The organism is Streptomyces sp. NPDC014764 (genome assembly GCF_043082785.1).
Taxonomy (GTDB): Bacteria; Actinomycetota; Actinomycetes; order Streptomycetales; family Streptomycetaceae; genus Streptomyces; species Streptomyces althioticus.
Genome location: NZ_JBIBXY010000009.1, coordinates 37865 through 62334 on the forward strand (window position 1 = coordinate 37865; position 24470 = coordinate 62334).

22 protein-coding genes and 1 pseudogene are annotated in these 24470 nt (G+C 72.1%); 5 read left to right on the forward strand and 18 right to left on the reverse strand.

Annotated features, from left to right (window positions below; translation table 11 throughout):
• Positions 1-8: 8 nt before the first annotated feature.
• The 6 genes from ACF1AG_RS22135 to ACF1AG_RS22160 all read right to left on the reverse strand — a co-directional run bounded on the left by ACF1AG_RS22135 (position 9) and on the right by ACF1AG_RS22160 (position 6188).
• On the reverse strand, positions 9-1277 hold the full coding sequence (locus ACF1AG_RS22135) for an MFS transporter (protein ID WP_391810265.1): 1269 nt from the start codon (positions 1275-1277) through the stop codon (positions 9-11).
• Positions 1274-2350 (reverse strand): dipeptide epimerase, encoded by a 1077-nt coding sequence (locus tag ACF1AG_RS22140; RefSeq protein ID WP_359749864.1) that lies wholly within the window; start codon positions 2348-2350, stop codon positions 1274-1276. The genes ACF1AG_RS22135 and ACF1AG_RS22140 overlap by 4 nt, the downstream gene beginning before the upstream one ends.
• A complete protein-coding gene (locus tag ACF1AG_RS22145; RefSeq protein ID WP_391810266.1) occupies positions 2347-3444 on the reverse strand; it encodes a PLP-dependent cysteine synthase family protein in 1098 nt (365 codons plus the stop codon). Before ACF1AG_RS22145 ends, ACF1AG_RS22140 begins: the two co-directional genes overlap by 4 nt.
• Positions 3441-4277, reverse strand: coding sequence for a Rossmann-like domain-containing protein (locus ACF1AG_RS22150; protein ID WP_391810267.1), 837 nt, complete (start codon positions 4275-4277; stop codon positions 3441-3443). The genes ACF1AG_RS22145 and ACF1AG_RS22150 overlap by 4 nt, the downstream gene beginning before the upstream one ends.
• Positions 4274-5530, reverse strand: a complete 1257-nt coding sequence (locus tag ACF1AG_RS22155; protein WP_387797881.1) for an ATP-grasp domain-containing protein — start codon at positions 5528-5530, stop codon at positions 4274-4276. Before ACF1AG_RS22155 ends, ACF1AG_RS22150 begins: the two co-directional genes overlap by 4 nt.
• A gap of 244 nt (positions 5531-5774) precedes the next feature.
• Positions 5775-6188 carry a MarR family winged helix-turn-helix transcriptional regulator gene (locus ACF1AG_RS22160; protein WP_387798036.1) on the reverse strand — a complete coding sequence of 138 codons (414 nt, stop codon included), beginning with the start codon at positions 6186-6188 and terminating at the stop codon, positions 5775-5777.
• A 160-nt stretch (positions 6189-6348) separates the two neighbouring features.
• On the opposite strand from ACF1AG_RS22160, the gene ACF1AG_RS22165 reads away from it, so the two are divergent.
• Together ACF1AG_RS22165 and ACF1AG_RS22170 are read left to right on the forward strand one after the other, a co-directional pair.
• Positions 6349-8466 carry an MMPL family transporter gene (locus tag ACF1AG_RS22165; protein WP_391810268.1) on the forward strand — a complete coding sequence of 706 codons (2118 nt, stop codon included), beginning with the start codon at positions 6349-6351 and terminating at the stop codon, positions 8464-8466.
• Positions 8467-8650: 184 nt separating this feature from the next.
• Positions 8651-8974: pseudogene (locus tag ACF1AG_RS22170) on the forward strand (hypothetical protein); the annotation flags it as partial.
• A gap of 111 nt (positions 8975-9085) precedes the next feature.
• On the opposite strand, the gene ACF1AG_RS22175 reads toward ACF1AG_RS22170, so the two are convergent.
• On the reverse strand, positions 9086-10327 hold the full coding sequence (locus ACF1AG_RS22175) for an MFS transporter (protein WP_359749859.1): 1242 nt from the start codon (positions 10325-10327) through the stop codon (positions 9086-9088).
• A 207-nt stretch (positions 10328-10534) separates the two neighbouring features.
• On the opposite strand from ACF1AG_RS22175, the gene ACF1AG_RS22180 reads away from it, so the two are divergent.
• Complete coding sequence (locus tag ACF1AG_RS22180) at positions 10535-10705, forward strand: hypothetical protein (protein WP_359749858.1); 171 nt, start codon at positions 10535-10537, stop codon at positions 10703-10705.
• Between the two features lie 30 nt (positions 10706-10735).
• Here the strand turns inward: ACF1AG_RS22180 and ACF1AG_RS22185 are convergent, their stop codons facing one another.
• From ACF1AG_RS22185 to ACF1AG_RS22210, 6 genes are read right to left on the reverse strand one after another with little or no spacing between them, the layout of a single operon-like run.
• A complete protein-coding gene (locus tag ACF1AG_RS22185; RefSeq protein WP_359749856.1) occupies positions 10736-11578 on the reverse strand; it encodes a class II fructose-bisphosphate aldolase in 843 nt (280 codons plus the stop codon).
• A complete protein-coding gene (locus ACF1AG_RS22190) occupies positions 11559-12494 on the reverse strand; it encodes a 1-phosphofructokinase family hexose kinase (RefSeq protein ID WP_387797889.1) in 936 nt (311 codons plus the stop codon). The genes ACF1AG_RS22185 and ACF1AG_RS22190 overlap by 20 nt, the downstream gene beginning before the upstream one ends.
• Positions 12495-12533: 39 nt before the next feature.
• Positions 12534-13484, reverse strand: a complete 951-nt coding sequence (locus ACF1AG_RS22195) for an SIS domain-containing protein (RefSeq protein ID WP_391810269.1) — start codon at positions 13482-13484, stop codon at positions 12534-12536.
• A 53-nt stretch (positions 13485-13537) separates the two neighbouring features.
• Positions 13538-14440: a carbohydrate ABC transporter permease gene (locus ACF1AG_RS22200; protein WP_391810270.1), complete on the reverse strand. Its 903-nt coding sequence runs from the start codon at positions 14438-14440 to the stop codon at positions 13538-13540.
• Positions 14440-15375 carry a carbohydrate ABC transporter permease gene (locus ACF1AG_RS22205; protein WP_391810271.1) on the reverse strand — a complete coding sequence of 312 codons (936 nt, stop codon included), beginning with the start codon at positions 15373-15375 and terminating at the stop codon, positions 14440-14442. The genes ACF1AG_RS22200 and ACF1AG_RS22205 overlap by 1 nt, the downstream gene beginning before the upstream one ends.
• Positions 15376-15409: 34 nt before the next feature.
• Complete coding sequence (locus ACF1AG_RS22210; RefSeq protein WP_391810322.1) at positions 15410-16660, reverse strand: extracellular solute-binding protein; 1251 nt, start codon at positions 16658-16660, stop codon at positions 15410-15412.
• A 313-nt stretch (positions 16661-16973) separates the two neighbouring features.
• Between ACF1AG_RS22210 and ACF1AG_RS22215 the strand changes: the two genes are divergently transcribed.
• Positions 16974-17786 (forward strand): DeoR/GlpR family DNA-binding transcription regulator, encoded by an 813-nt coding sequence (locus tag ACF1AG_RS22215; protein WP_048459903.1) that lies wholly within the window; start codon positions 16974-16976, stop codon positions 17784-17786.
• A gap of 13 nt (positions 17787-17799) precedes the next feature.
• Here ACF1AG_RS22215 and ACF1AG_RS22220 read toward each other — a convergent pair whose 3' ends face one another.
• The 3 genes from ACF1AG_RS22220 to ACF1AG_RS22230 form a co-directional block, all read right to left on the reverse strand.
• Positions 17800-18762 carry an NEW3 domain-containing protein gene (locus tag ACF1AG_RS22220; protein ID WP_387798039.1) on the reverse strand — a complete coding sequence of 321 codons (963 nt, stop codon included), beginning with the start codon at positions 18760-18762 and terminating at the stop codon, positions 17800-17802.
• Positions 18763-18854: 92 nt separating this feature from the next.
• Positions 18855-20312 carry a Gfo/Idh/MocA family protein gene (locus ACF1AG_RS22225; protein WP_391810272.1) on the reverse strand — a complete coding sequence of 486 codons (1458 nt, stop codon included), beginning with the start codon at positions 20310-20312 and terminating at the stop codon, positions 18855-18857.
• Positions 20313-20473: 161 nt separating this feature from the next.
• A complete protein-coding gene (locus tag ACF1AG_RS22230) occupies positions 20474-21415 on the reverse strand; it encodes an AraC family transcriptional regulator (RefSeq protein ID WP_387797898.1) in 942 nt (313 codons plus the stop codon).
• An 86-nt stretch (positions 21416-21501) separates the two neighbouring features.
• Here ACF1AG_RS22230 and ACF1AG_RS22235 point away from each other — a divergent pair, with 86 nt between their 5' ends.
• Complete coding sequence (locus ACF1AG_RS22235; RefSeq protein ID WP_387797900.1) at positions 21502-22530, forward strand: SDR family NAD(P)-dependent oxidoreductase; 1029 nt, start codon at positions 21502-21504, stop codon at positions 22528-22530.
• A gap of 4 nt (positions 22531-22534) precedes the next feature.
• Here ACF1AG_RS22235 and ACF1AG_RS22240 read toward each other — a convergent pair whose 3' ends face one another.
• The gene (locus ACF1AG_RS22240; RefSeq protein ID WP_387797902.1) at positions 22535-23128 is read right to left on the reverse strand and encodes a dienelactone hydrolase family protein; all 594 of its coding nucleotides are present in this window, start codon (positions 23126-23128) and stop codon (positions 22535-22537) included.
• A 215-nt stretch (positions 23129-23343) separates the two neighbouring features.
• Positions 23344-24213: a GyrI-like domain-containing protein gene (locus ACF1AG_RS22245; protein WP_391810273.1), complete on the reverse strand. Its 870-nt coding sequence runs from the start codon at positions 24211-24213 to the stop codon at positions 23344-23346.
• Positions 24214-24470: the final 257 nt, after the last annotated feature.

The following is a 24470-nucleotide window of genomic DNA, read 5'->3' on the forward strand; positions in this document are numbered from 1 at the left end:
TCACCCCCTCATACCGTCGCCGGCACGGCGGGCCGCGGCGGTGCGGGCAGCGCCCCGGTCCGCCGCAGCCACGCCACCCCCAGCGCCGACACCAGCCCGGACAGGGCACAGCACACCCACGGCAGCCAGGCCGTCCCGGCCCGTGCACCTGTGTCCATCGCCCACCCGACGACCGTGTTGCCCACCGCCGCCGCCACGCCCGAGACGACGTAGAACACGCCGAAGTAGGTGCCGGTGAGTCCGGGGCGTCCGTAGGCGGGGATCAGCTCCATCACGAACGGCTGCGCCACCATCACCCCGAGGCTCAGCAGCAGTGCACCGGCCAGCACGGGCAGGACGCGCAGTGCCCCGTCCGCGAGGCCGTCCGGCGCACCGGAGCCGCCGCCCGCCGTCAGCGCCGGCGGCAGGAAGCCCACCGCCATCAGACCGAGTCCGGTGACGATCCAGCGCCCCCGCTGCCCTCGCTTCTTGAGGGCGCGGGTGACCCGCAGTTGCAGGGTCAGATGGGCGAGAGTGCCGACGAGCAGGACGAGTCCGGCCGCGCCGTCCCAGCCGGTGGACTGCCGCGCGCCGTCGGGCAGCAGCAGATACAGCTGGCTCTCGAGGGTGAACATGCCGACCATGGCGAGCGCGAACGCGAGGAACGGCCGGTTGCCGAGCACCTCCCGCCACTCCGCCGGCACCGAGACGCCGTTACGCGGCTCCCTCGGACGGGCGGGCAGCACCATCGCCTGGGCGACGGTGAGGGCGGCGAAGATCCCGGCGGCCGTCAGCGCCGACGTACGGAAGTCGACCAGCAGCAGCGCGCTGCCCAGCAGCGGCCCCACCAGCGCACCGGCCGCCGCGAACATGGTGAACAGGGCGAAGGCCTCCGCCTCGCGCCCGTCCGCCTCCTGGGCGATGTACGCGCGCACGGCGGGGTTGAACAGCGCCCCCGCGAAGCCGCTGAGCACGGACGCGGCCAGCAGTACCGCCAGGTCGTCCCCGAACGCGAACAGGCCGAACCCGAGGGTGCGCAGCGCGCATCCGGCGATGATGACGCCCCGCGCGCCGAGCCGGTCGGCGGCCGAACCCCCGACCACGAACAACCCCTGCTGGCTCAGGGTGCGCACCCCGAGGACGACGCCGACGACGGCGGCCGACATGCCCAGGTTCTCGGTGAGGTGGGTGGCCAGGAACGGAATGAGCAGATAGAAACCGATGTTCACGCCGAACTGGTTGACCAGCAGCAGCCGGACCGCGAGGGGGAAACGGCGTATCTCGTGCCACGTCCTCACGGGGAGCCCACCGCCGCCCGACGCCCGCACCGCACGGCGCGGCGCTCGACGCCCAGCCCGGGCAGGCCGCTTGTCCGGACGTACCCGTCCTCGCCCCCGATGCCGGACCACGGGTCGTGGGCGAGCAGCAGATGACCGTCGAGGTCGGTCCAGCGGGCCAGTCCCGCGAGATGCACCGCGGGTGCCAGTCCGAGGCTGCTGGCGGTCAGGCAGCCCAGCATCAGCGCGGTGCCGCTGCCCTCGACCGTCTCCGCGATACGCAGCGCGGCATGCACTCCGCCGCACTTGGCGAGCTTCACGTTGACGCCGTGGACGCGCCCGGCGAGCCGGCGTACGTCCTCGAGACCGACGGCGTCCTCGTCGGCGATCACGGGCAGCGGTGAGCGCTCGGCCAGCGCGGCCAGCCCTTCGGGATCACCGGGGGCGACAGGCTGCTCGACGGCCTGCACGCCGAGGGCGGCGAAACGGGGGAGCAGCGCAGCCGCCTGCCGGGGCGTCCACGCGCCGTTCGGGTCGAGCAGCAGGCGGGCGTGGGGCGCCGCGTCCCTGACGACACGCAGCCGTTCGACGTCCTCCTCCGGGTCGGGCAGGCCCGCCTTCACCTTGAGGACCTGGAAGCCGCTCGCCGTCAGCGCGCGTGCCTGGGCCGCCGCGTCGAGAGGGGAGGTGATGCCGATCGTGCGGGCGGTCGCGACGACCGGCGGCTGCGGGAAGCCGAGGACGCGGTGCACCGGGCGGCCCGAGCGGGCGCCGACGAGGTCGAGCAGAGCCGCCTCCACGGCGGCCCGCACGGCCGGGGGAGTGGCGACCCCCGCCAACTCGCCCGCACGCAGCGACTCCAGGGCGGCCGCTGGATCCGGGCAGCGGCACAACTCCCGGGCGGCATCGGCGAAGCAGCGGCGCAGGGTCGCCGCGTCCAGGCCGTAGTAGACGCTGGACACGGCCTCGCCGTGGCCGGTGACGCCGCCGTGCTCGACGCTCAGCCACACGGCGTCACGGGCGGCCATGACGGAACGGGATATGCGCAGCGGCTCGGTGAGGTCGAGCCGCACGGTGTGGACGGCGGCCTTCACGGGGTCCTCCCTGGGGGTGGTGCGCTCCTCAGCGGGTCGGTCACACGGGTGCAGCGCACCCAGCCGGTGGCCTCGGCCGCACGCGGGTGCGCGATCTCCACGGGCCGGGTGGCCGCGGAGGCGAGGTCGAGGCCGTGCGCGGCGGCGAAGTCGTCGTCGTAGACGGTGCCGAGATAGCGGTGGGGACCGTCGGGGAAGACGGTCGCGACGACCGCGCCCGGGTGGACGCGGGCCGCCCAGGCGGCGACACGGGCGGCGGCGCCGGTGCTCCAGCCGCCGCTGACGAAGCTCTCCGAGGCGAGCCGCCGGCAGGTGTCCACCGCCTCCGCCGGACCGACCCAGTGCACCTCGTCGAACGCGTCGTAACGGACGTTGCGCGGGTGGATGCTGCTGCCGAGCCCGCGCATCAGCCGTGGCCGGGCGGGCTGCCCGAAGATGGTGGAGCCGGTGGCGTCCACGCCGATCAGCCGCAGCCCGGGCCAGTGCCGGCGCAGCGGACCGACGATGCCCGCGCTGTGCCCGCCGGTCCCGACGCTGCACACCAGGACGTCCAGATGGTCGAGCTGCACGGCGAGTTCGGCGGCGAGCGAGGCGTAACCGGCGCTGTTGCCGGGGTTGTTGTACTGATCTGGCCAGTACGCGCCGGGCAACTCGGCCAGCAGCTGCCGGAGCCGGGCCAGCCGGGCGGCCTGCCAGCCGCCCTGCGCGGCGGGACGGTCGACGATCTCCAGCCGTACACCGTGCGTCCTCAGCAATCGCCGCATGGCGGGCTCCAGTTCGCCGTCGCCCACCAGGACGACCGGATGGCCGAGAGCCTGCCCGGCGAAGGCGAGTCCGAGGCCCAGCGTGCCGGACGTCGACTCCACCACCGGGGCGCCCGGCCGCAGCACGCCCCGCTCACGGGCGTCCAGCAGCATCGACACGGCGGGCCGCGCCTTCATCCCGCCGGCCGCGAGACCTTCGAGCTTGGCCCAGAACCCGGGGTGTGGATCCGGCAGCCCGGCCGTGACGCGCACGACCGGCGTACGTCCCAGCAGGGACAGCAACTCCGGCCGCGCCACGGGCCGGGCCGCGGGAGCGACGGCGGCGGTCACCGCACACCCCCTCGGTACACGTGCAGCGTGCCCGGACCGCCGTCCAGCCAGAAGAAGGGATACGGCTCCGCGCACACCGCGCTCACCCCGTGACCCAGGAAGCGGGGCAGTACGGCACTGCCCGTCTGCGCGAACATCACCAGGGGCTTGCCGTGTTCGAGGGCGTGCCGCCGCAACGGCTCGAACGTGCCGTTGCCCAGCGTCATCCCGGACACGAGCAGCGCGTCGCACCGGTGCGCCTCGGTGAGCGCGTCGGTGACGACGCCCTCACCCCACTCGGTGACCCCGCCCTTCAAGTCGCACGCCACGTAGGCCAGGTGCCGGGCACGCAAGGCCTCCAGCAGTGAGTTGACCACCCCGACCACCAGGACCGTGGCCCCCGGCGGCAGATCCAGCAGCCCGGCGACCGTCCGCGCCCGCGCGCGGGACTTCTCCAGAGAGGTCCCGGCGGGCACGCGTACGGACCGGGCTCCGTGCGCCGGGGAGTGCGGAGTGACGTGCATCAGGTAGGCGTCCAGCGCGGCCACCCGCACAGGAGTCAGCGGGTGGCGCAGCAGCCGGTCCACGCCGGCACCTGCGCAGTCCTCGACCATGCCGTCGTCCAGTGCCCCGGGCTCCACCGCGCAACTGCCGACGGCCGCGCCGACCCGCAGCCCCAGCACCTCGTTGCGATAGCTCGTGCCCCGCCCGTCGTGCCGTACGGCCTGCCGGGTCGTGAAGGCCACGGCCGCCCGCAGCCCCGCCGGGTCCGGGCCCAGCTCCCCGGCCAGCGCGCGCCGCAGCAGCGTCTCGTACGTCGGCGCCCCGGCGGGCGCGGAGCGGACGGCCGTCATCGGATCACCATTCCCGACCGCAGCTCCGCGACCAGACCCTCGACCCGCTCACGGGCCCCCGTCCCCTCGGTGTCGCCCACCATGACGTGCCCCAGGTACTCGTTGTTGCTGCCCGCCGCCCGCACCTGCCTGCCGGGCTCGGCCAGCTCCACCTCCAGCACGTCCGGCCGGGTCCGCAGCCCCGTGTCGTCCAGGGCCGTGAGCGTGCCCGTGGTCTCCGGGACGAGGAACCCGATCGCGGCGGACCGCAGCCCGGTGTCCGTGCGCCGCAGGCCGGGCGCCCGGCCCAGCGACACGTCGACGAACTCCGCGACCAGGTCGACGCCGGTGACATGGCGGACGAGCTCGGTGATGCGGTTGCCGGCGGGCCGCGGATTGACCTCGACCACGCGCGGCCCGGCCGACGTCAGCTTGATCTCCGTGTGCGCCACGACCCCCTCGGTGAGCCCCAGGGCCTTGAGCGCGTCCAGCGCCGTCCGTACGACGTCCTGCGCGTCGCCGGCCGCCAGCGCGGCGGGGAACATGTGGCCCGTCTCGATGAACGAGGGCGCACCGCCGACGCTCTTGTCGGTCACCCCGACCACCTGCACCGCGCCCGCGTGGGACACGGTCTCGACACTCACCTCCGGCCCGTCCAGCAGCTCCTCCAGCAGCACCGCCGGTGCTCGCCGCTGCCCCCGCGCGTTGACCGGGAAGTCACCCATCGCCCTTACGGCCGCGCCCAGTTGAGCCTCGTCGTCCACCCGCCGCACGAACATCCCCGCGCACAGGTCGACGGGCTTGACCACCAGCGGATAGCCGATGTCCCGCGCCGCCGCCGCCAGTTCGGTCCACTGTTCGTGGACGGCGAACCGGGGACCCGGCACGCCCGCCTCGTCCAGCACGCGGCGGGTGGCGTCCTTGCGGCAGGCGTTCCGTACGGCCTCGGCGTCCGCTGCGGGGAGACCGAGCCGCTCGGCGGCCATTGCGGCCGTCGGCAGGTAGTAGTCGCAGGACGTGAGGACCCCGTCGAAGCCGAGCACCTCGTGCAGCCGTTCCACGAACGGCAGCAGAGAGCCGGGGTCGTTGGTGTCCGCCGTGACCACGTTGCGCGCCCCCAGCAGCGGGTGCGCCGTGCCCTCGGGCGCCGTACGCAGGTAATGGTGCAGGTCGCGGGTGAGGAACGTGAACGAGTGTCCGCCCTCCTGTATCGCCCGTGGCAGCAGCCTGCTCATCGATCCGACCCAGCTCTCGACCACCAGCAGATGAGCCACAACTCCCCTTTTCGTGCCCTGCCCTGAGGCGTGGTTGCGATGACGGGGCAGCCCGAGGAGACCCCTCGAGGAGAGGGGCCGGGCTGCGCGCAACACACGATAACGGTAATCATTTTCATTGTCAGCCGTCGAGGGGGCGCGCTCTCTCCCGCGGCGCGTCGAGCCGGGGTGTCGGTGAAGCCGGGAAACGTGAGACGGCCGGGTCAGGGGCATGCCCTGACCCGGCCGTCCGCCGCAGGGTGGATCAGTCGGTGTGCCCGCGCAGCAGCGCGAGCTCGTGGTTCAGCTCGGTGAGGAAGCGGATCACCACACGCAGCTCCTCGGCCGTGAACCGCTCACGGGCCGTGTCGGTGCTGTGGGCCAGCGGCCGGAAGTACTCCCGCGCCAGGTCCTTGGCCCGGTCCTCGTACTCCAGATGCACCACACGGCGGTCGTCGGACGCCCGGACACGCCGGATGTGCCCCGCCCGCTCCAGTCTGTCCAGGCATGCTGTCATCGCGCCGGAGGTGAGGTTGAGCTGCCTGCGCAGACGGCCGGGTGTCATGGCTGCGTCGGGCCCGCCGCCGTCGAGGATCGCGATCAGGGCGAGCATGTCGGTGTGGTGCAGACCGTGCGCCTGAGCGAACTCCTGGACGATGCGGTTGAACTCACCCGTCATCCGGCGCAGTTGCACCGCGAATGACTGCAGTCCTGTCGGGCACTCCTCCGGCGGGGGAGGTGTGGAGGTTTGTGAGCCGCTCATGCGGCCAGTATAGGATCACTCGATGATTGACATAATCGACCATTGACATAACCGCTTCGTGCCATAGGAACCTCACATGACATCCGCACCACGCCGGGCCCGGTGGCTCGTCCCGCTTGCTCTGTTGATCGTCTGGCTCGGCGTGGGCGGGATGCTCGGCCCGTACGCGGGGAAGCTGGGCGAGGTGGCCACCAACGACCAGGCCTCCTTCCTGCCCCAGAGCGCCGAGTCCACTCAGGTCCTCGACCAGCGGAAGGCGTTCGACCAGCAGGAGACACTGCCCGCGATCGTCGTGTGGACCGCCGAAGGGGACCGGATCACCGGCGCCCAGACCGAGGCCGCCACCCGCGCGGTCGCCGGACTCGCCGGCAAGCCGGGCGTCGTGGGGGCGCCCTCGCCCGCCTTCCCCTCCGAGGACGGCAAGGCCCTGCAGTCCGTGGTGCAGGTGGAGCCCGACCTCGGTGACAAGCTGGCCGACGTCGTCGACGAGGTGCGCGAAGCGGCAGGCACCGTCGACGGCACCACCGCCGAGGTGGCGGGGCCCGCGGCCAGCCAGGTCGACCTGTCGGACGCCTTCTCCGGCATCGACGGACTGCTGCTCGGCGTCGCCCTCGCCGCCGTGCTGCTCATCCTGCTGCTGGTCTACCGCAGCGTCCTGCTGCCTTTCGTCATCATCCTCGGATCCGTCTTCGCGCTCGGTCTGGCCTGCGCGGTCGTGTACGTCCTCGCCGACCACGACGTGGTGCGCGTCGACGGCCAGGTCCAGGGCATCCTGTCCATCCTCGTGATCGGCGCGGCCACCGACTACGCCCTGCTCCTCGCCGCCCGCTTCCGCGAGGAACTCGCCACGCGCGGAGACCGGTTCACCGCCGCGCGCGCAGCCGTGCGCCGGTCGTTCGGCGCCATCACCGCCAGCGCCGCCACCGTCGCCCTCGGCCTGCTGACGCTGCTCGCCAGTGACCTCACCAACAACCGCGCCCTCGGCCCGGTCGGCGCCATCGGCATCGTGTGTTCGGTGCTCTCCGCACTCACCTTCCTGCCGGCCGCCCTCGCCCTCCTGGGCCGCAGCGCGTACTGGCCCGCCAAGCCCAAGGCGTCCGACGCCACCGTCGAGGGACACAGCGTGTGGCGCCGCGTCGCCGCGACCGTCGACCGCAAGCCGCGCCGCGTGTGGGCGGTGACCGCGCTGATCCTCGCGGTCTTCGCGGCCTTCTCCCCCTCCCTGTCCGCCAAGGGCACCCCGCTCGACGAGATCTTCGTCAACGACGCGCCGTCGGTCGCCGCGCAGAAGACGCTCGGCGAGCACTTCCCCGGAGGGTCCGGCAACCCGGCCGTCATCCTCGCCAACGCCGACCGGCTCGACGAGGTCACCGCGGCCGCGAACAAGACCGAGGGAGTGGCGTCCGCCGCCCCCGTCTCCGCCTCCGGACGGCCCGGCGGCGGGGAGCCGCTGGTCGTCGACGGGCGGGTGCGCGTCGACGCCACGCTGGAGGCCGCGGCCGACAGCGACACAGCGAAGCGGGCCGTCGAGCGGCTCCGCGACAACGTGCACGACATCTCCGGCGCCGACGCGCTCGTCGGCGGCTACACCGCCCAGCAGGTCGACACCCAGCAGACCGCCTCCGACGACCGCACGCTCATCGTGCCGATCGTCCTCGTCGTCATCCTGCTGATCCTCGTCCTGCTGCTGCGGTCCGTGCTCGTGCCCGTGCTGCTGGTCGCGACCGTGGCGCTCAACTTCCTCGCCACGCTCGGCGTGTCCGCGCTGGTCTTCGAGCACCTCTTCGGCTTCAGCGGAACGGACGCGTCGGTCCCGCTGTACGGCTTCGTGTTCCTGGTCGCCCTGGGCGTCGACTACAACATCTTCCTGATGTCCCGCGTCCGCGAGGAGGCGCTGACCCACGGCACCCGCCAGGGCGTCCTCCGCGGCCTCACCACCACCGGCGGGGTCATCACCTCGGCCGGCGTGGTCCTCGCCGCGACGTTCGCCGCGCTGATGGTGATCCCCCTGGCCTTCCTGGTCCAGATCGCCTTCATCGTCGCCTTCGGCGTCCTCCTCGACACCCTGGTCGTCCGGTCCCTGCTGGTTCCGGCCCTGGTGATCGACATCGGCCCCAAGGCCTGGTGGCCGGGCTCCCTGTCCCGCTCCACGCCGGAGAAGAGCGAGGACGCACCGGCGCCAGGACGCACGTGACGCGACCTGCATGACCGCGGGCGGACGGCCGGAGGGCCGTCCGCCCGCGGTCGTTCGTGGCGCGGGTGCGACGCATGCCGCCGTGGCACGACCCCGTCTGCGCCGGCTGAGCGAGTCGCTGTACAGGGAAACGCGGCGTCCAACCAGGACGTCGGTTGTCGGACCCGTGTGTCAGAGTCTGCGCATGCTCGAGATCACGGTGCAGACGGAGAACGGGGAGCGGCACGTCGGTGTGTCCGCCGAGGAGCTGGCAGGGCTGGTCCGGCGCATCGGGGGTGAACGTGACCGGTTCCTGGTGATCGAGCGGATCCCGGACGAGACGCACGTCTTCGCTCAGGTGTGGCACGCGACGGATGACGACTACACAGTCGAACACCGCGACGGCTCGGCCGACCGGCACTTCGGAGCGAGGACGGAGCACGCGGAGACCGTGATCGCCGCGGTCACCGGCTGGGCGCGTCAGGAGCAGGGGTGGGACGGCGGTCTGGACTGGTCGCTGCTGAAGCTGTGACCCGTCCCGGACGCACCACCGGCTCCTCGGCCGGCCGCCGAGAAACGGTCCGCCCCCGGCAGCCGGTGGCTTCCGGGGCGGGCCGAACACCGCGTCGACGGGGACGGCTCAGGCGCTCGGGTCCTTCGCGCAGGCCGTCGTGGGCCTTTCCTGCCCCGCCGGTTCCGTACCGGCGCCCGCCGAGGACAGGACGACCTTGGACGCACGGCGGTCCCGGTCCAGGTACCCGCCCGTCGCCGCGAGGGCGAGGCCGACGACCGCCAGGGCGGCGCCGACCAGCGTGGGCGAGGACCAGCCCCAGCCGGCCGCGATGACCAGACCACCCAGCCACGCGCCGCCCGCGTTGGCCAGGTTGAAGGCGGAGTGGTTGGACGCGGCCGCCATCGTCGGCGCCTCGTGCGCCTTGGCCATCAGCAGCATCTGCACCGGCGTGGTGATCAGGGAGCTGAGACCGCCCGTGATCGTGATGACGATCAGCGCGGGCACCAGATGGCCGATCACGAAGTGGAGCGTCACCAGTGCCGCCGCCAGCAGCGCGAAACCGCCGTACATCGTCGGCCGCAGGGCCCGGTCGGTCAACGGGCCCGCGACGAGCGTGCCGAGCGTCATGCCGACGCCGAACAGCGCCAGCACCAGGGTCGTGGACGCGTCCGAGATCCCCGTCAGGTTGGTCAGCATCGGCACCAGGTAGCTGTACATCGCGAAGAAGCCGCCGAACCCGACGACCGCTGTGACCAGACCCAGCAGCACCTGCTTGTTCTTCATCGCGCGCAGCTCGTGCATCACACCGGCCTGCTCGCCGCGCGGCTGATGCGGCACGAGCCGCACGAGCGCCGCCAGGGCGAGGACACCGATGACGGCCACCGCCGCGTACGCGAACCGCCAGCCCAGCTGCTGCCCGAGCGCGGTCCCGGCCGGGACGCCGACGATGTTGGCGACGGTCAGACCGAGGAACATCATCGACACCGCACGGGCCGCCCGGTCCGGCGCGACCAGCTTGGAGGCGACCACCGCGCCGACGCCGAACAGCGCGCCGTGCGGAAGCCCCGCCAGGACACGCGCCGCGAACAACAGCTCGAAGTTCGGCGCGAGCGCCGAGGCCACGTTCCCGACGACGAACACGCCCGTCAGCATCAGCAGCAGCCGCTTGTGCGGCACCCGCGCGCCGATCGCCGTGAGCAGCGGCGCGCCGATCACCACGCCCAGCGCGTAGGCGGAGACGACGTTGCCCGCGGTCGGCACGGACACCGCCAGCCCGTCGGCGATCTGGGGAAGCAGCCCCATGGAGACGAACTCGGTCGTGCCGATGCCGAACGCGACGACGGCCAGGGCGAACAAAGCCAAGGGCATGGCGAGAGGAAACCTTCCGCGTAGGAGCCGGGTGAGGGCGCCCACCGCTCGGCACCGCGGCACCGGACGGCGCGTCCGGTGGCAGCGGTGTGCCGGGTTCGGTGGGGGCGGTCCGGCGCCGGTCCTCGTCGTCCGGGCGTGGTTGCCGCGTGCCCCAGCCTGCCAGATCACCCCACGGGTGAGGAAACCGGGCGGCACGACCACCCCGTGCGGAACCGGCCCGGCCACCCCGCAGCCCGCCTCTCCCACGGGCAGTTCCTCACCCGCAGCCGCGCCCTCGCGGAGGGTGTTCCTGTTGGCCTGCTACACCTCGAGGCCGACCACCCTGCTGCGCCCTCCCTGCTCGTCCTCGGCCTCGAACCGGCCGGACGCCGCTGACCAGGACCCACCGAGTCGTCCCGCCCCGGCTCAGTTGCGCCCGCCGTGCAGCACCCCCAGCAGATGCGCCACCGCGTCAGCGACGGCATCCCGCGCCGGCCCCAGGTACTTACGCGGATCCACCACCGACGGGTGTGCCTCCAGGTACGTTCGCGCGGCCCGCGTGAACTGCTTGTTCAGGTGCGTGGAGACGTTCACCTTCCTCATACCGGCCGCCACCGCCCGCGACAGCTCCGCGTCCGCCACGCCCGACGAGCCGTGCAGCACCAGCGGCACGCCCACCGCGTCACGCAGCGCCGAGACGAGGGCGAAGTCCAGCACGGCGTCCCGGGTGGTCATGGCGTGCGAGCTGCCCACCGCCACGGCCAGCGCGTCGACCCCGGTGGCGGCGACGAAGTCCCGCGCCTCCGCCGGATCGGTCCGCACCCCGGGCGCGTGGGCCCCGTCCTTGCCGCCCACCTCGCCCAGCTCCGCCTCCACCCACACGTCACGGGCGTGGCAGTACGCGGTGATCTCCCGCGTCTCGCTCAGGTTCTCCTTGTAGGGGAGTGCGGAGGCGTCGAACATCACGGACGAGAAACCCAGGCGTACGGCCTCGTGCACGAGGTCCTTGGACTCCGCGTGGTCGAGGTGCACGGCGACGGGGACCAGCGCGGCGCGTGCCACGGCGAGGGTCGCGAGTCCGATCGGCTCGAGACCGCCGTGGTATCGGGCGGTGTTCTCACTGATCTGCAGGATCACCGGACGGCCCGCGGCCTCCGCGCCGGCGACGATCGCCTCGGCGTGCTCGAGCTGCACCACGTTGAACGCCCCCACGCCGGCGCCGGCGCGGGCGGCGGGGCCGACGATCTCGTCAGTGGGGCTGAGGGGCATGAAGGTCCTCCACGGTCACGGTGGTTCGGAAGCGTTCGTAGGCGGCGGCGTCGACGCCACCGGCCACGGGGCAGGCGACGGCGGCGGCCGAGAGGGCCACGGCCTCGCGCAGGACATCGCCCCAGTGCGCGCCGTCGGCGAGTCCCGCCGCGAGGGCGGCGACACAGGCGTCGCCCGCCCCGGTGGGGTTGCCGGCCAGCCGCTCGGGCGGCACGGCACGCCGGCGGCCGTCGGGCGTGACGGCGAGGAGACCTCCGGGGCCGGAGGACACCACGACGGACCGGGCGCCGAGGGCACGCAGCCGCTCCGCGCCCGCCCCGGCGTCCTCGCACCCGGTGGCCGCCGCGAGTTCGGCCGCGTTGGGCTTCACGACGTCGGGCCGGGCGCCCAGCGCGTCGAGCAGCGGGGCGCCGCTGGTGTCCAGCACCGTCGGCACACCCGTCTCCGCGGCGCGGGCGACGAGTTGGGCGTACGAGTCGGACGGCAGGCCCGGCGGCAGGCTTCCGCAGAGCGCGACGACCGACGCCTCGCGCACCAGCTCCGCGAAGCGGCCGGTGAACGCCCGCCACTCCGACGGACGCACCCGCGGGCCCGGCTCGTTGAACACGGTGGCGTCGCCGTCGTCACCGGACACGACGGTCACGGTCTGCCGCGACTCGTCCGAGACCGGGACGAGTTCGTCGCGCAGCCCGGGTACGGCGCGCAGGTCCTCGCGCATCAGCGCGCCGGTGGGGCCGCCGACGAGCCCGGTCACGGTGACGGCCCGCCCCCGCCCGGCCAGCACCCGGGCCACGTTGACACCCTTGCCGCCGGCGCGCCGGTGGACCGCCCCGACCCGGTGCGAGGTGCGCGGGCGCAGGCTGTCGACGCCGTACGTGACGTCGAGGGCGGCGTTGAGCGTGACGGTGAGGATCACGGCCGCCGCCCCTCCGCCCCGGAAGGGGAGCCGGCGACCTCAGACATGACCGTCCTGGAGGACGACGGACCGCGTGAGGTTGCGAGGCCGGTCCGGGTCGTAACCGCGCGCCTCCGCGCAGGCGACTGCCAGCCGCTGGGCGCGGATCAGGTCGGACAGCGGATCCAGCCCGCCGGCCAGACCGGCGGACCCCGCGACCAGGGTGCCGCCGACGCGGGCCACGTCGTCCGCGAGCCCGTCCGGAAGCCGGCCGAACGCCCACGTCACGCGGCCGGGCCCGGTGATGCTGATGGGCCCGTGGCGGTACTCCATCGCCGGGTATGCCTCCGTCCAGGCGCCCGCCGCCTCCCGCATCTTCAGCGCCGCCTCCAGCGCGAGCCCGCACGTCCAGCCCGTGCCGAGGAAGGTGAACTGCTCCGCGGCCGACACGGCCGCGTCGAGGGGCTCGCGCACCGCGCGTTCGGCGTCCTTGACGGCCGCGTCCAGCGGCAGGACTCCGGCGGGCAGGGCGTTCTCCGCCTCTAGGTGCGCGCGCAGGAGTGCGAGGTTGGCGGTGGCGAAGCGGGTCTGCACGACCGACTCCTCGTCCGCGAAGTCCAGGACGGCGACGGCGTCGGCGGCCTGCATGACCGGCGTGTCCGGGTCGGCGGTGACGGCGCCCGTCGCCACGCTTCCCTCGAGCCGGCGCAGCAGGTCGAGCACCTCGGTGGTGGTGCCCGAGCGGGTGATGGCGAGCACCCGGTCGTAGTGCCGGCCGACGGGGAACTCCGAGGCGGCGAAGGCGTCGGTCTCCCCGTGGCCGCCGGTCTCGCGCAGCACGGCGTACGACTGGGCCATGAACCACGAGGTGCCGCAGCCCACGACGGCGACGCGCTCGCCCCGCCTCGGCAGGGCCGCCGCCTGACGCGGCAGGGACTCGGCGGCCTGGCGCCACACGGAGGGCTGGGAGGCGATCTCGGCCGAGGTGCGGGACGAACTGATGTCGGACAAGGCGATGGGCTCCTTCAGAAACGTGGGAGGGGGTACACGACGCGGCCGGCCGGTCACTTCACCGAGCCCGCGGTCAGCCCGGACACCACATGGCGTTCGATGAAGGCGAAGAGCACCACGACGGGCACGATCGCGATCACGGACGCGGCGAACAGGTAGTTCCACTGCACGGTGTAGTTGCCGATGAAGCTGTTGATGCCGACCGTCAGCGGCTGGCTCTCCGGGACGGTGGACAGGGTCAGTCCCATGACGAACTCGTTCCACGCGGCGATGAAGGTGAAGATGACCGCGGTGACGACACCGGGCAGGGCGAGCGGCAGCGTCACCCGGAGCAGCGCGCCGCCCCGGCCTAGCCCGTCGATCATTGCTGCCTCCTCCAACTGCACCGGAATGGCGGAGAAATAGGCGGTGAGGATCCAGATCGCGAACGCCAGGTTGAACGCGGCGTTGCACAGCACCAGGGTCCACACCGAGTTGAGCATGCCCAGTTGGTAGAACTCGCGGTAGAGGCCCACCAGCAGTGACGTCGGCTGGAACATCTGGGTGACCAGCACCAGCAGCAGGAACACCTTGCGCCCGCGGTACTTGACGCGGGCCGTGTAGTAGGCGGCCGGAACCGCGACGAGCAGCACCAGCAGGGTGGAGCCGCCGGCCACGAGGAGCGTGACGCGCAGGTTGCTGCCGAGGTTCGACTCACGCCACACGTCGACGAAGTTGGACCAGGCGAAGTGGTCCGGCAGGTAGGTGGCGTCGCGCAGCTCGGACGCGGGCCGCAGGGCGGTGATCACCATCTGCAGGTACGGCAGCAGGAACACGGCGGCGATCAGCCAGGCGACGGAGGCTACGACCACGGTGCGGGGCCGCAGCGTGCGCCGGGGACGAACGGGACGGCCACTGCCGTCCGTCAGGGCGGCGGTGGGGGCGCCGACGGCGGCGGGGATCGTCTGCTGGGCCATCACGCCTCCTCCTGGTTCCAGCGGCTCACCTTGAGGAAGGCGGCCACCATCACGACGACCAGGGCGAAGTTGACGACCGACATGGCCGCGGACTCCCCGATGTCGGAGCTCTTGAGCTGGTACATGAACACCGTGGTGGTCGCCGTGTCGCTGTCCGGGCCGCCCCGGGTCATGCCCCAGATCACGGGGAACGAGTTGAAGACGTTGATCAGGTTGATGACCACGCCGACCAGGAACGCCGGCCGCAGCAGCGGCAGCGTGACCCGCCGGTACGTCTGCCACACGCCGGCGCCGTCCACGCGCGCCGCCTCGTACACCTCGCCGGGGACGGTCTGCAGCCCCGCGAGCAGGGTGTACGTGGTGAACGGCAGGGAGACGAAGACCGCGACGAACATCATCCAGGGCCAGGCGGTCGCCGGGTCGCCCAGCCAGTCCTCGGGGGAGTCGATGACGCCCAGGTCGGTCATCACCGTGTTCAGCACGCCCGCGGTCCGGTCGAGCATCCACTTGAAGCCGATGGCGGTCATCAGCACGGACGCCGCCCACGGGGCGATGAGCGCCCACCGGGTCACCCGGCGCCCCGGGAACTGCTGGTTGAACAGCTGGGCCAGGCCCAGGGAGATCACCATCGTCAGCGCGACCACGCCGACGGTCCACACCACGGTGGCGGTGATGACGGAGCCGAGGTCCGGCTCGTCGAACAGCTGCCGGTACTTGTCCAGGCCCGCCCAGCCCCGGACGAAGCCGCTGACGCTGATTTTCAGGAACGAGGTGCGGACCATCTCGTAGACCGGCCACAGCACGACGACCACGATGAGCAGGACGGCGGGGCCTATCCAGGGCAGCGGCCCCAGCCGGCCGAGGCCGGAGCGGCGGACGCCGCTCCGGCCCGTGCGGGGCGGCTTGCGGCCGCCGGAGGTGACATTGCTGGACACGGGGGGTGCCTTCCGTGTGTCGGTGCCTGCGGAACTACTGGTTCGCCGCGATCTGTTCGGTCTTCTTCTGCAGATCGCCGAGCACCTTGGCGGGGTCGTCCCCGACTGCCGTGCCGCCGCTCTTCTTGATCTCCGCGGACACGGCGTCCCAGCTGGTGTCTCCCAGCGGGTAGAAGGACGCCTTCGGCAGCAGCTCGAAGAACGGCTCCAGGTCCTTGTGCTTGCCGCTGGAGGTCATCTCCTGCAGCGTGTCCTCGGTGACGGGCATCAGGTTGTACATCTCGTCGAACTTCAGCGTGTTCTCCTTGGAGTACGCGAAGTCGAGGAACTTCTTGATCTCCTCCTGGTGACCGCGGTCCTTGAACGCCATCACCCAGTCGGCCACGCCGAGCGTGGAGTCCAGCGCGCCGTCCTTGCCGGGGATCGGCGCGACGCCGTAGTCGACGCCGCCGTCCTTCGACATCTGGATCAGCGACGGGTGGCCGTTGAGCATGCCCACCTTGCCCGCGGCGAAGTCGGCGAACGCCGTCTTGCGGTCGGTGGCGGCCGGGTTGCTGTAGGTCAGGCCCGGCTCGACGAGGTTGGCGCGCAGCCACTGGAACGTCTCGACGTTGGCCTTGCTGTCGAGCGTGTACTTCCCGTCGGCGTCGGTGTAGCCGCCGCCGTTGCCCAGCTCCCAGATCAGCGTCTCTCCCTGCGCCTCCTCGGGGCCGAGCGGCAGCGCGTACGGGACGACGTCCGGGTGCTTCTTCTTGACGGCCTCGGCGGCCGCCTCGACGTCCGCCCAGCTCTTCGGCGGCTCGGTGACGCCGGCGTCGGCGAGGAGCTTGTTGTTGTAGAACAGCGCGCGGGCGGAGGAGACGAAGGGGATGCCGTACTGCACGCCGTCCACCTCGCCCGCCTCGGCGAACGTGTCGACCAGGTTGTCCAGGGTGGCCGGGGACAGCACGTCCTCGGCCTTGTGGAGCAGGTCGTCGGCGACCTTGTCGGCGTAGCCGCCGGTCTGCAGGACGTCCGGCACGTTGCCGCTCTGGATCATCGTCTTGACCTGCGCGTCGATGTCGTTCCAGTTGACGACCTGGACGTCGACCTCGATGTCCGGGTTGGCGGCTTCGAAGCGCTCGGCCACGTCCTCCCAGTAGACGGTGGAGCTGTTGGACGCCTTGTCGCCGTAGTCGGCCGCGACGAGCTTCAGGGTCACGGTTCCGTCCGCGGACTCCCCGGCGCCGCCGCACGCGGTCAGGACCAGGGCGCCGGTCGCACAGGCCGCCGAGAGGACGAGCATTCTCTTCTTCACTGCCGTCTACCGCCTTGTCTCCACAAGTAATGCGTGAACATGCTCAATCTTTGAGCTCTGCAAGCAGCAATGAGCATCTGTTGTGTCGGGAAGTATTCAGGCAACTCGCAGGTCAGGTCCATCCGCATGCCCTATGCCGTTATCCGACCGTTGCCAAAAGCGGGCGTCTCGACTGCAATGATGTGCGCAGAGTGACAATGTTCCGAGCAGAATCACGCACGGTGCTGCTCCGGGGCACCGCGGCCCGGCGCGTCCCTTACCGTGTCCGGAGCGCAGTACCGAGGCCGAGGGAGTCCGACTCATGTCCAAGCACGATCGCTGGAGCAAGCTGCTGGAACTGCTGGCTGGCGAGGGCAGGATCGAGGTCGACGACGCGGCCGCCGCACTCGACGTCTCCCCGGCCACCATCCGACGCGACCTCGACGAACTCGCCGAGCAGCAGATGCTCGTCCGCACCCGGGGCGGCGCCATCGCGCACGGCGTCTCCTACGAACTCCCGCTGCGCTACAAGTCCTCCCGGCACGCCCCCGAGAAACAGCGCATCGCCACCGCAGTCGCAGGGATGATCGCCGACGGCGACGTGGTGGGCCTCAACGGCGGTACCACCACCACGGAGGTGGCCCGCGCCCTCGCCCTCAGGGCGGGCGGCAGCCGAGAGGGCCGGGGGCGCCGCGAGCCGGCCGAGACGTCGGCGCCCGCATTCACGGTCGTCACCAACGCCCTCAACATCGCCGGCGAGCTCGCGGTGCGCCCCCAGGTGAAGATCGTGGTCACCGGCGGTGTCGCCCGCCCTCAGACGTACGAACTCGTCGGACCGCTCACCGTGGGCGTCCTCAACGAGGTCGTCCTCGACGTCGCGGTCCTCGGGGTCGACGGCGTGGACCCGCAGCTGGGGCTGATGACCCACCAGGAGGACGAGGCCAGCGTCAGCCGTCTCTTCGCCGAACGGGCGCGCCGCGTCATCGTGGTCACCGACTCCTCCAAGATGGGCCGGCGCGCCTTCGCCCGGATCTGCGGCCTGGACCGCGTCGACGTGCTGGTGACCGACTCCGGGCTGCCCGCCGACACGGCCGCCCGCCTCACCGACGCGGGCATCAAGGTCCACGCCGTCTGACGGCTCGCGTGTCCTACGGGGCGACGGCCATCGCGAACACGTGGACGTTCCCGTTGGACGGCAGCACCACGAACGCCACCTGCTTCGACGCGTCCAGCGGCACCGAGTGGGCGAACATCCGGTAGGCGATCCCCGCGTTGCCGTACCCGTCCGGCCGGTTGCGGCCGTCGGCGGACGCCACCAGCGTGGCGCCGTGCAGGTCGGCCGGGTCGAACGACCAGTTGGGGAAGCCGAATTGGCCGCGGCTGCTGGTGCCGTCGGTGTAGTGCACGGTGGCCGTTCCGGTGGCCGCGCTGCCGACGCCCGACCCGAGGAACACCAGCCTGCTGCCCTGACCGCTCAGCGTGATCGCCTGACCGGCGGACGAGACGTTGCCCGGGGTGCCCGGCTCCGCGTCGGGCCAGAGGAGTTCGGCCCCCAGGGCACGGACGGTGGCTCCCGGCGTCAGCCCGACGTCGGCCAGCTTCTGCGCGGAGAAGCTGTTGCCGTCCCCGTCGTAGTCGCCGGGCGCCGTGTCGCTCTCGTCGGTGACGCCGACGTTGTTGTAGGCGGCGGCGAGATCGGGCAACGGACTGCCGACGACCTCTGTACGGGTCCCGGTCGCCGCACCGGCCCCGTCACCCCCGCTGTACGTCGCCGTGGCGGTGAACGTCCGCAGCGCGAAACCGGGCCGCTTCTCCGGCACCCGGACGCGGAACTCGGCCCGGGCGGAGTCGCCCACGCCGAGCGAACCGGACACGGCGGACACGGACGGCTGCACCGCCCAGCCGGCGGGACCGGCGAACGCCACCTTCAGCGAACGCATCCGCTGCGGCCCGGCGTTCTTCACGCGCACGGTCACGGTCGAGATCGCCGGCCCGTCCAGGTCGACCGGCGAGACGGTCACCTCCGTCCGCGCGGCCGTCGGCTCCGCCGGAGACCCGGCGGCGGAGGCGGCGGGCGCGGCGACGAGCGCCAGCGAGGCCGCCACGGCCACGGCTGTCACCGCTCGCAACGGTCTGAGAGGTCTGAGCCATCGGGAAACACTCATAGCGTCATGCTCCTTCGGTCCATGGTCCGGAACGCCGCTCACGCGACGGGAGGCATCTCCGACTCGCGCGAGTCCAGGCCCATGCGGAGGTTGACCCAGGAACCACGGGTGAAGTCCGGGTACGCCACCGGGCGTCCGCCCGCCGCGAGGGACTTGACGCTCAGCGGCACGGGCGCGCACCAGGCGGCGGAGTCGTACACGTCGATGTCCGGCACCAGACCGGCCCGCATCGCCTGCACGGTGCGCCACTGCAGGATGTAGTCCATGCCGCCGTGGCCGCCGTTGTTCTCCGCGTCGTCGCCGATCTTCTTCCACAGCCAGTGGTCGAACTCCTTGCGATAGGAGTCGAAGTCGCGCCAGGAGTGTCCGCTGTGGTCCGGTTCGACGTAGATCCGGCCGCCGGTCGCCGACGTGCCCGCGTAGTCCTCGAAGATCCCGCGGCTGCCCGCCAGACTGTTGATCCTGCTGTACGGCCGGGGCGAACTCACGTCGTGCTCCGCCCGGATGACCCGTCCCATGGCGGTGTCGATCAGACAGGTGACGAGGTCGCCGTTGATGTACGTCTCCTTCCACGAGGGATGGGACCGGTCGATGAAACGCTCCCGGTAGTCGGCGAGCCCCTTCGGCTCGGTGGCCGTCGCCCGCAGCGCGGTCATCCGGTCGCCGCGGTTGATGTCCATCGCGGCCGCGATCGGCGCCAGCCCGTGCATCGGGTAGAACGACGCGGTGCTGCGCGTGTGCCACAGCCGCCGCCAGCTGTCGGTGTAGTACGTGTCGGAGAACAACAGCTCCCGCAGGTCGTGCAGATAGCCGCCGTGGCCGTTGGTGACGTCGCCGAACAGCCCGTCGTGCGCCATCTTCAGCATGGCCAGCTCGTTGCGGCCGTAGGAGCAGTTCTCCGACAGCACCAGATGCCGGCGGGTGCGTTCGGAGGTGTCGACGAGGTCCCACAGCTCGTCCAGCTCCGTGGCGACGGGCAGTTCGACGATCACGTGCTTGCCCGCCTCCAGGGCGGCCTTGCCCTGCCGGTGGTGGAACTCCCAGGGCGTGGCGATGTACACGAGGTCGATGTCGTCCCGCTTCAGCATCTGCGCGTAGGCGTCCGCCGAGCCGCCGTACTCGGCGGGACGCGGCTTGCCCAGGGCGACGAGCCGGTTCGCCACGGAGGTCGCGCGGTCGGCGCGGATGTCGCAGACGGCGGCCACCCGGCACCCGGGGACGGCCGCCCAGCCTCCGGCCATCCCGGCGCCGCGGTTGCCGAGACCGATCATGCCCACACGGACGGTCTCATGGACGTCGAACGGCACGTCGATCATCGAGCGCTGACCGCGACGGCGCGGGGGAGTGTGCGCCGGCAGCGGCGCGTCGCCACCGGCGGCCGCCGCAGCCCCGGCGGCCGGAGCCGCCTGCGCCGCACCGACACCGGCGGCCGCGGCACCGGTGGCCAGCGCACCTCCCAGGAGCAATCGGCGTGAGACAGCGGGGAGTTCGGGCATGAGTGAACGCTCCTTCGATCCGACGACCGGGCATCACTGGCGGCACCGACTCTGGCGGGAGCGACGCAGGCATGTCAATAGATGCTCGAAGAGTCGCCGCTTCGAGCAGGAAAGAGCAAACGGCCCGTCGGGAACGATCGGGCGCTTTTTGCCGGCCAGGCTCAGGACGGTTGCGCCGCCGACGGCGATGCCTGCCGTGCGGCACGCCGCCGGTAGTCGCCGGGAGATACGCCCATGACGCGCTTGAAGGCGACACTGAGGGCGCTCTCGGACCCGTACCCCACTGACCGGGCGACGACGGCGAGCGTCGCGCTCTCCTCGCGCAACTGCCGCGCCGCCAGCTCGATACGCCAGTGGGTGAGGTACTCCGACGGACCTTGCCCGACGGCTGACTTGAAGCGGGCGGCCAGTGTGGAGCGGGACACCGCGGCCTCCGCCGCCAGCTCCGCGACGGTCCAGGGCCGCGAAGGATCCCGGTGCAGTGCGGACAGCGCGGCGGCGACCACCGGGTCCGACAGTCCGGCCAGCCACCCCGACGCCGTGTGCGGATCACGCGTGAGCTGCAGCCGCAGCACATGGACCAGCATGACGACGGCGAGGTGCTCGGCAACCAGGGAGGCGGCCGGCTCCCCGCGGGTCAGCTCCTGGTCGATCAGGTCGAGCGCCGAGCGCACCGTCTCCGCGTGCGGGCTGCCGGCCGGGACGTGAACGACCGGGGGCAGCCGGTCCAGCAGCAGCTCCTGGGCGCGGGCGCCGAAGGAGAACCGCCCGCCGACGAGGAACACCTCGTCACCCCGTCCCGCCCGCGCGATGCCGCCCTCGGCCCGGGCGAACACGGGTCCGGCGTCGACCGGTGTGGCCGTGGGACCGCTGCGCAGGACGAACGGCCTCGGACGCGCGAGGAGGTAGCAGTCGCCCTCCGCCAGCGGGATCGGCCCGTCCACCCCGTCGACCTCCAGCAGGCAGGACCCGCGCCGAACAGCGTTGAACTTCACCCCCTGCGGCGCTTCGAACCGCAGCGCCCAGCTCCCGCCCGCCACCAGGCTCGTGGACAGATGGCTGCGCGTCTCCAGCAGGGTCAGCACGTCCTCCAGCGGATCCATGACGACCTCCCTGGATCGGACGATGGCTAAAGGATGCGGGACGCTCAAAGATAGCCCGTCCAGTCGGCCCGCCGTACCTTCGAAGCATGACGACGAACACACCGGGCCCCCGTGAACCGCGTAACACCCTCGGGCATCCCCTTCTGGCCACCCCCTTCACCGCCCGCACCGACGCAGGCGAGGTGATCGAGGGCGTGGACCTCACCGGCCGCCGCGCCGTGGTCACCGGCGGAGCCTCGGGCCTCGGAGCCGAGACCGTACGGGCCCTGGCCGAGGCCGGCGCCGAGGTCACCATCGCCACACGCCGACCCGAAGCCGCCGCACCACTCCTGCGCGAAGTGGCCGCCGTCGACGGCGCCGGTCCCGTGCACACCGCGCCCCTCGACCTCTCCGACCTCACCTCGGTCGACGCCTTCGTGCGCGGGTGGCGCGGCCCGCTCGACATCCTCGTCGCCAACGCCGGGATCATGGCTCTGCCCGAGCGCACCCTCACCTCGCAAGGCTGGGAGATGCAGCTCGCCACCAACCACCTGGGGCACTTCGCCCTGGCCACCGGGCTGTACCCGAATCTGCGCCAGGCGGACTCCGCGCGCATCGTGGTCGTCAGCTCGGGCGCCCACCTGAGCGCACCATTCGACTTCGACGACCCGCACTTCGAGCGACGTCCGTACGACTCCTGGGCCGCGTACGGGCAGTCGAAGTCCGCCGGCGTCCTCCTCGCGGTCGGAGCCCGCCGCTGGGCCGCCGACGGCATCACGGCGAACGCGCTCAACCCCGGTTACATCCTCACCAACCTGCAGCGGCACCTGGACGACGACACGATGCGCGCGTTCGGCGTGATGGACGACGAGGGCAACGTGGCACCGCTGCCGTACTACAAGACGCCTGCGCAGGGAGCGGCCACGTCCGTCCTGCTGGCCGCCTCGCCACTCCTGGAGGGGGTGACGGGCCGCTATTTCGAGGACAACCAGGAAGCGCCGACCGTCACGGACGAGGAGAACCCGACGGGTGGCGTCGCCGCCCACGCCGTCGACCCGGAAGCGGCGGACCGCCTCTGGGAGTACACGACCAAGACACTCCGGGAGTACACGACCAACACCCTCGGTACGCCCTGACGGCTCAGCGCGGATCGCTGGCGCCGCCGTCGAGCGAGCTGAGGAACTCGACCGCCCGCCTGGTCAGAAGCTTCGCGCCGTCCGGATCGTAGGAGGGCAGCGAGGAGTCCGCGAACAGATGCCGGTCCCCGGGGTACAGGAACAGCTCGGCGTCGGAGGCCTCGGCGGCCAGCGCGCGGGCGGCCTCGGCGTCCTCCGCGAAGAAGGGATCGTCCTCCATCGCGTGCACCTGCACCGGCACACCCGCCGGCCAGGCCGCACCGAACTCGGACACCGGCAGGCAGGCGTGCATCAGCAAGGCGCCCCGCGCACCGCCCCGCGTCTGCGCCAGCTCCTGCGCGGGTCCCACCCCGAGCGAGAAGCCGGCGTGGACGACCTCGCGGGGAAGCTCCTCGGCCGCACGCACGCCACGCGCGCCGACCTCCCCGAACCCGACCTGCCGCACGTACGCCATCCCGTCTTCGAGCGAGTCGAAGGTGCGCCCCTCGAACAGGTCGGGCGTGTGGACGGTGTGGCCCGCAGCGCGGAGTTCGTCGGCGAAGGCGACCACTCCGGAGGTAAGACCCTGTACGTGGTGGAACAAGACGACCTCTGCCATGCCGCGACCCCTCGTCTGTGAGCCATTGCCGAGCCCAACGGTGATGTGAGCCTCCAGGCTATTCGAATAGGAATCGAACAGTGGCCGCTTTCGCGAGGTTGCCGCGGACCGGACGCGACAACCATCGCGAAAGCTGCACCGACTCGGTGCACGGCTGCCGGGGTGGCTGCCGTGACACGGAGGATCGGCCCCCCGCCGGGCCGGGTGCGGGGGTGTCAGGCGGACTCGACGGGCATCCACAGCTCGCAGGTCGCGGTGCTGAAGTCGTCGGCCCGCTCGAGGATCGCGACGATCGAGGGCCCCGGCCGCAGCCGCCACGGGTTGGACGGGAACCACTCGGTCGCGGTCGCCGCCCAGGCCGTCTGCAGCGCCTCGGGGTGCGGCCCGCTGGTACGGAACACCGCCCACATGCCGGCCGGCACCTCGATGACGTCCAGCCCGTCAGGCACCGGCGCGCCACCGCCGACGGCGACCCCGTGCAGGTACGTCAGCTCGGTGCCCTCCCGCCCGTCCGGGTCGGCGTCGTCGGTGACCTGGAGAAGACCGGCCGGCTCGGAGTCGCTGAGAGCCTTCAGGCGCCGGTGCTCCTCCGGCGGGACGGCGGCGATGTGCTGCTGGATGTGCGGGTTGATCCCGTGGTGGATGAGCGGAACCCGGGTGGAGTGTCCGACCAGGCGGAACGCGGGGCGGTCGACAAGGCGGGTGTCCATGGGGGTACTCCCTTCGACGGTCAGGCGGAACCTGAGCTGCGGTTGTGTACGCAAGGGGCCTCCGTCGCGGCGAACCTCCGCGGGACCGGCACCGTGAACCGCCCGGAACGCACGCCCGAACGCCTCCCGCGAGCCGTACCCGTGCCGGACGGCGATCTCCAGCAGGTCCTCCTCGCCCCGGACGACGTCACCGGCGGCGACGGTCATCCGCCGCCTCCGCACGTACTCCGACAGCGGCATGCCGGCCAGCGACGAGAACATCCGGCGCAGGTGGTACTCGGTCGTGCCGAGCCCTGCGGCCAGCCCGTCGAGGTCGAGCTCCTCTGTCAGGTGCTCCTCGACGAGATCGACGAGCTGGTTGAGTGCCGAGATCATGAGGCCTCCTTTCACCGTCAACCCTGGCAGCGGTGCCCCTGACCTGGCCCGACCGCAGCGAACCGATCCGATCACGCACGACCGGGCCCGGGACGTTCCCGCGTCACGTCCACCAGAGGCCGCGGGGCGGAAGCTCGACCCGAGCCGGCGCCCGGGCCTCCTCCGGTGCATGGTCCACCACCGCTTCCCCCGGCGCCGTCACCGACATGCAAACCCCCTGGTCAGTGATTCACTTCAGCTGGTCCACGCCGGCATGG

Excerpts from the sequence above, each read along its gene's own strand:
- ACF1AG_RS22150 (WP_391810267.1), bottom strand. The coding sequence starts at position 4,277 with ATGACGGCCGTCCGCTCCGCGCCCGCCGGGGCGCCGACGTACGAGACG.
- ACF1AG_RS22160 (WP_387798036.1), bottom strand. The coding sequence starts at position 6,188 with ATGACGGGTGAGTTCAACCGCATCGTCCAGGAGTTCGCTCAGGCGCAC.
- ACF1AG_RS22165 (WP_391810268.1), top strand. The coding sequence starts at position 6,349 with ATGACATCCGCACCACGCCGGGCCCGGTGGCTCGTCCCGCTTGCTCTG.
- ACF1AG_RS22175 (WP_359749859.1), bottom strand. The coding sequence starts at position 10,327 with ATGCCCTTGGCTTTGTTCGCCCTGGCCGTCGTCGCGTTCGGCATCGGC.
- ACF1AG_RS22185 (WP_359749856.1), bottom strand. The coding sequence starts at position 11,578 with ATGCCCCTCAGCCCCACTGACGAGATCGTCGGCCCCGCCGCCCGCGCC.
- ACF1AG_RS22200 (WP_391810270.1), bottom strand. The coding sequence starts at position 14,440 with ATGGCCCAGCAGACGATCCCCGCCGCCGTCGGCGCCCCCACCGCCGCC.
- ACF1AG_RS22210 (WP_391810322.1), bottom strand. The coding sequence starts at position 16,660 with ATGCTCGTCCTCTCGGCGGCCTGTGCGACCGGCGCCCTGGTCCTGACC.
- ACF1AG_RS22215 (WP_048459903.1), top strand. The coding sequence starts at position 16,974 with ATGTCCAAGCACGATCGCTGGAGCAAGCTGCTGGAACTGCTGGCTGGC.
- ACF1AG_RS22225 (WP_391810272.1), bottom strand. The coding sequence starts at position 20,312 with ATGCCCGAACTCCCCGCTGTCTCACGCCGATTGCTCCTGGGAGGTGCG.
- ACF1AG_RS22230 (WP_387797898.1), bottom strand. The coding sequence starts at position 21,415 with ATGGATCCGCTGGAGGACGTGCTGACCCTGCTGGAGACGCGCAGCCAT.
- ACF1AG_RS22235 (WP_387797900.1), top strand. The coding sequence starts at position 21,502 with ATGACGACGAACACACCGGGCCCCCGTGAACCGCGTAACACCCTCGGG.
- ACF1AG_RS22240 (WP_387797902.1), bottom strand. The coding sequence starts at position 23,128 with ATGGCAGAGGTCGTCTTGTTCCACCACGTACAGGGTCTTACCTCCGGA.
- ACF1AG_RS22245 (WP_391810273.1), bottom strand. The coding sequence starts at position 24,213 with ATGATCTCGGCACTCAACCAGCTCGTCGATCTCGTCGAGGAGCACCTG.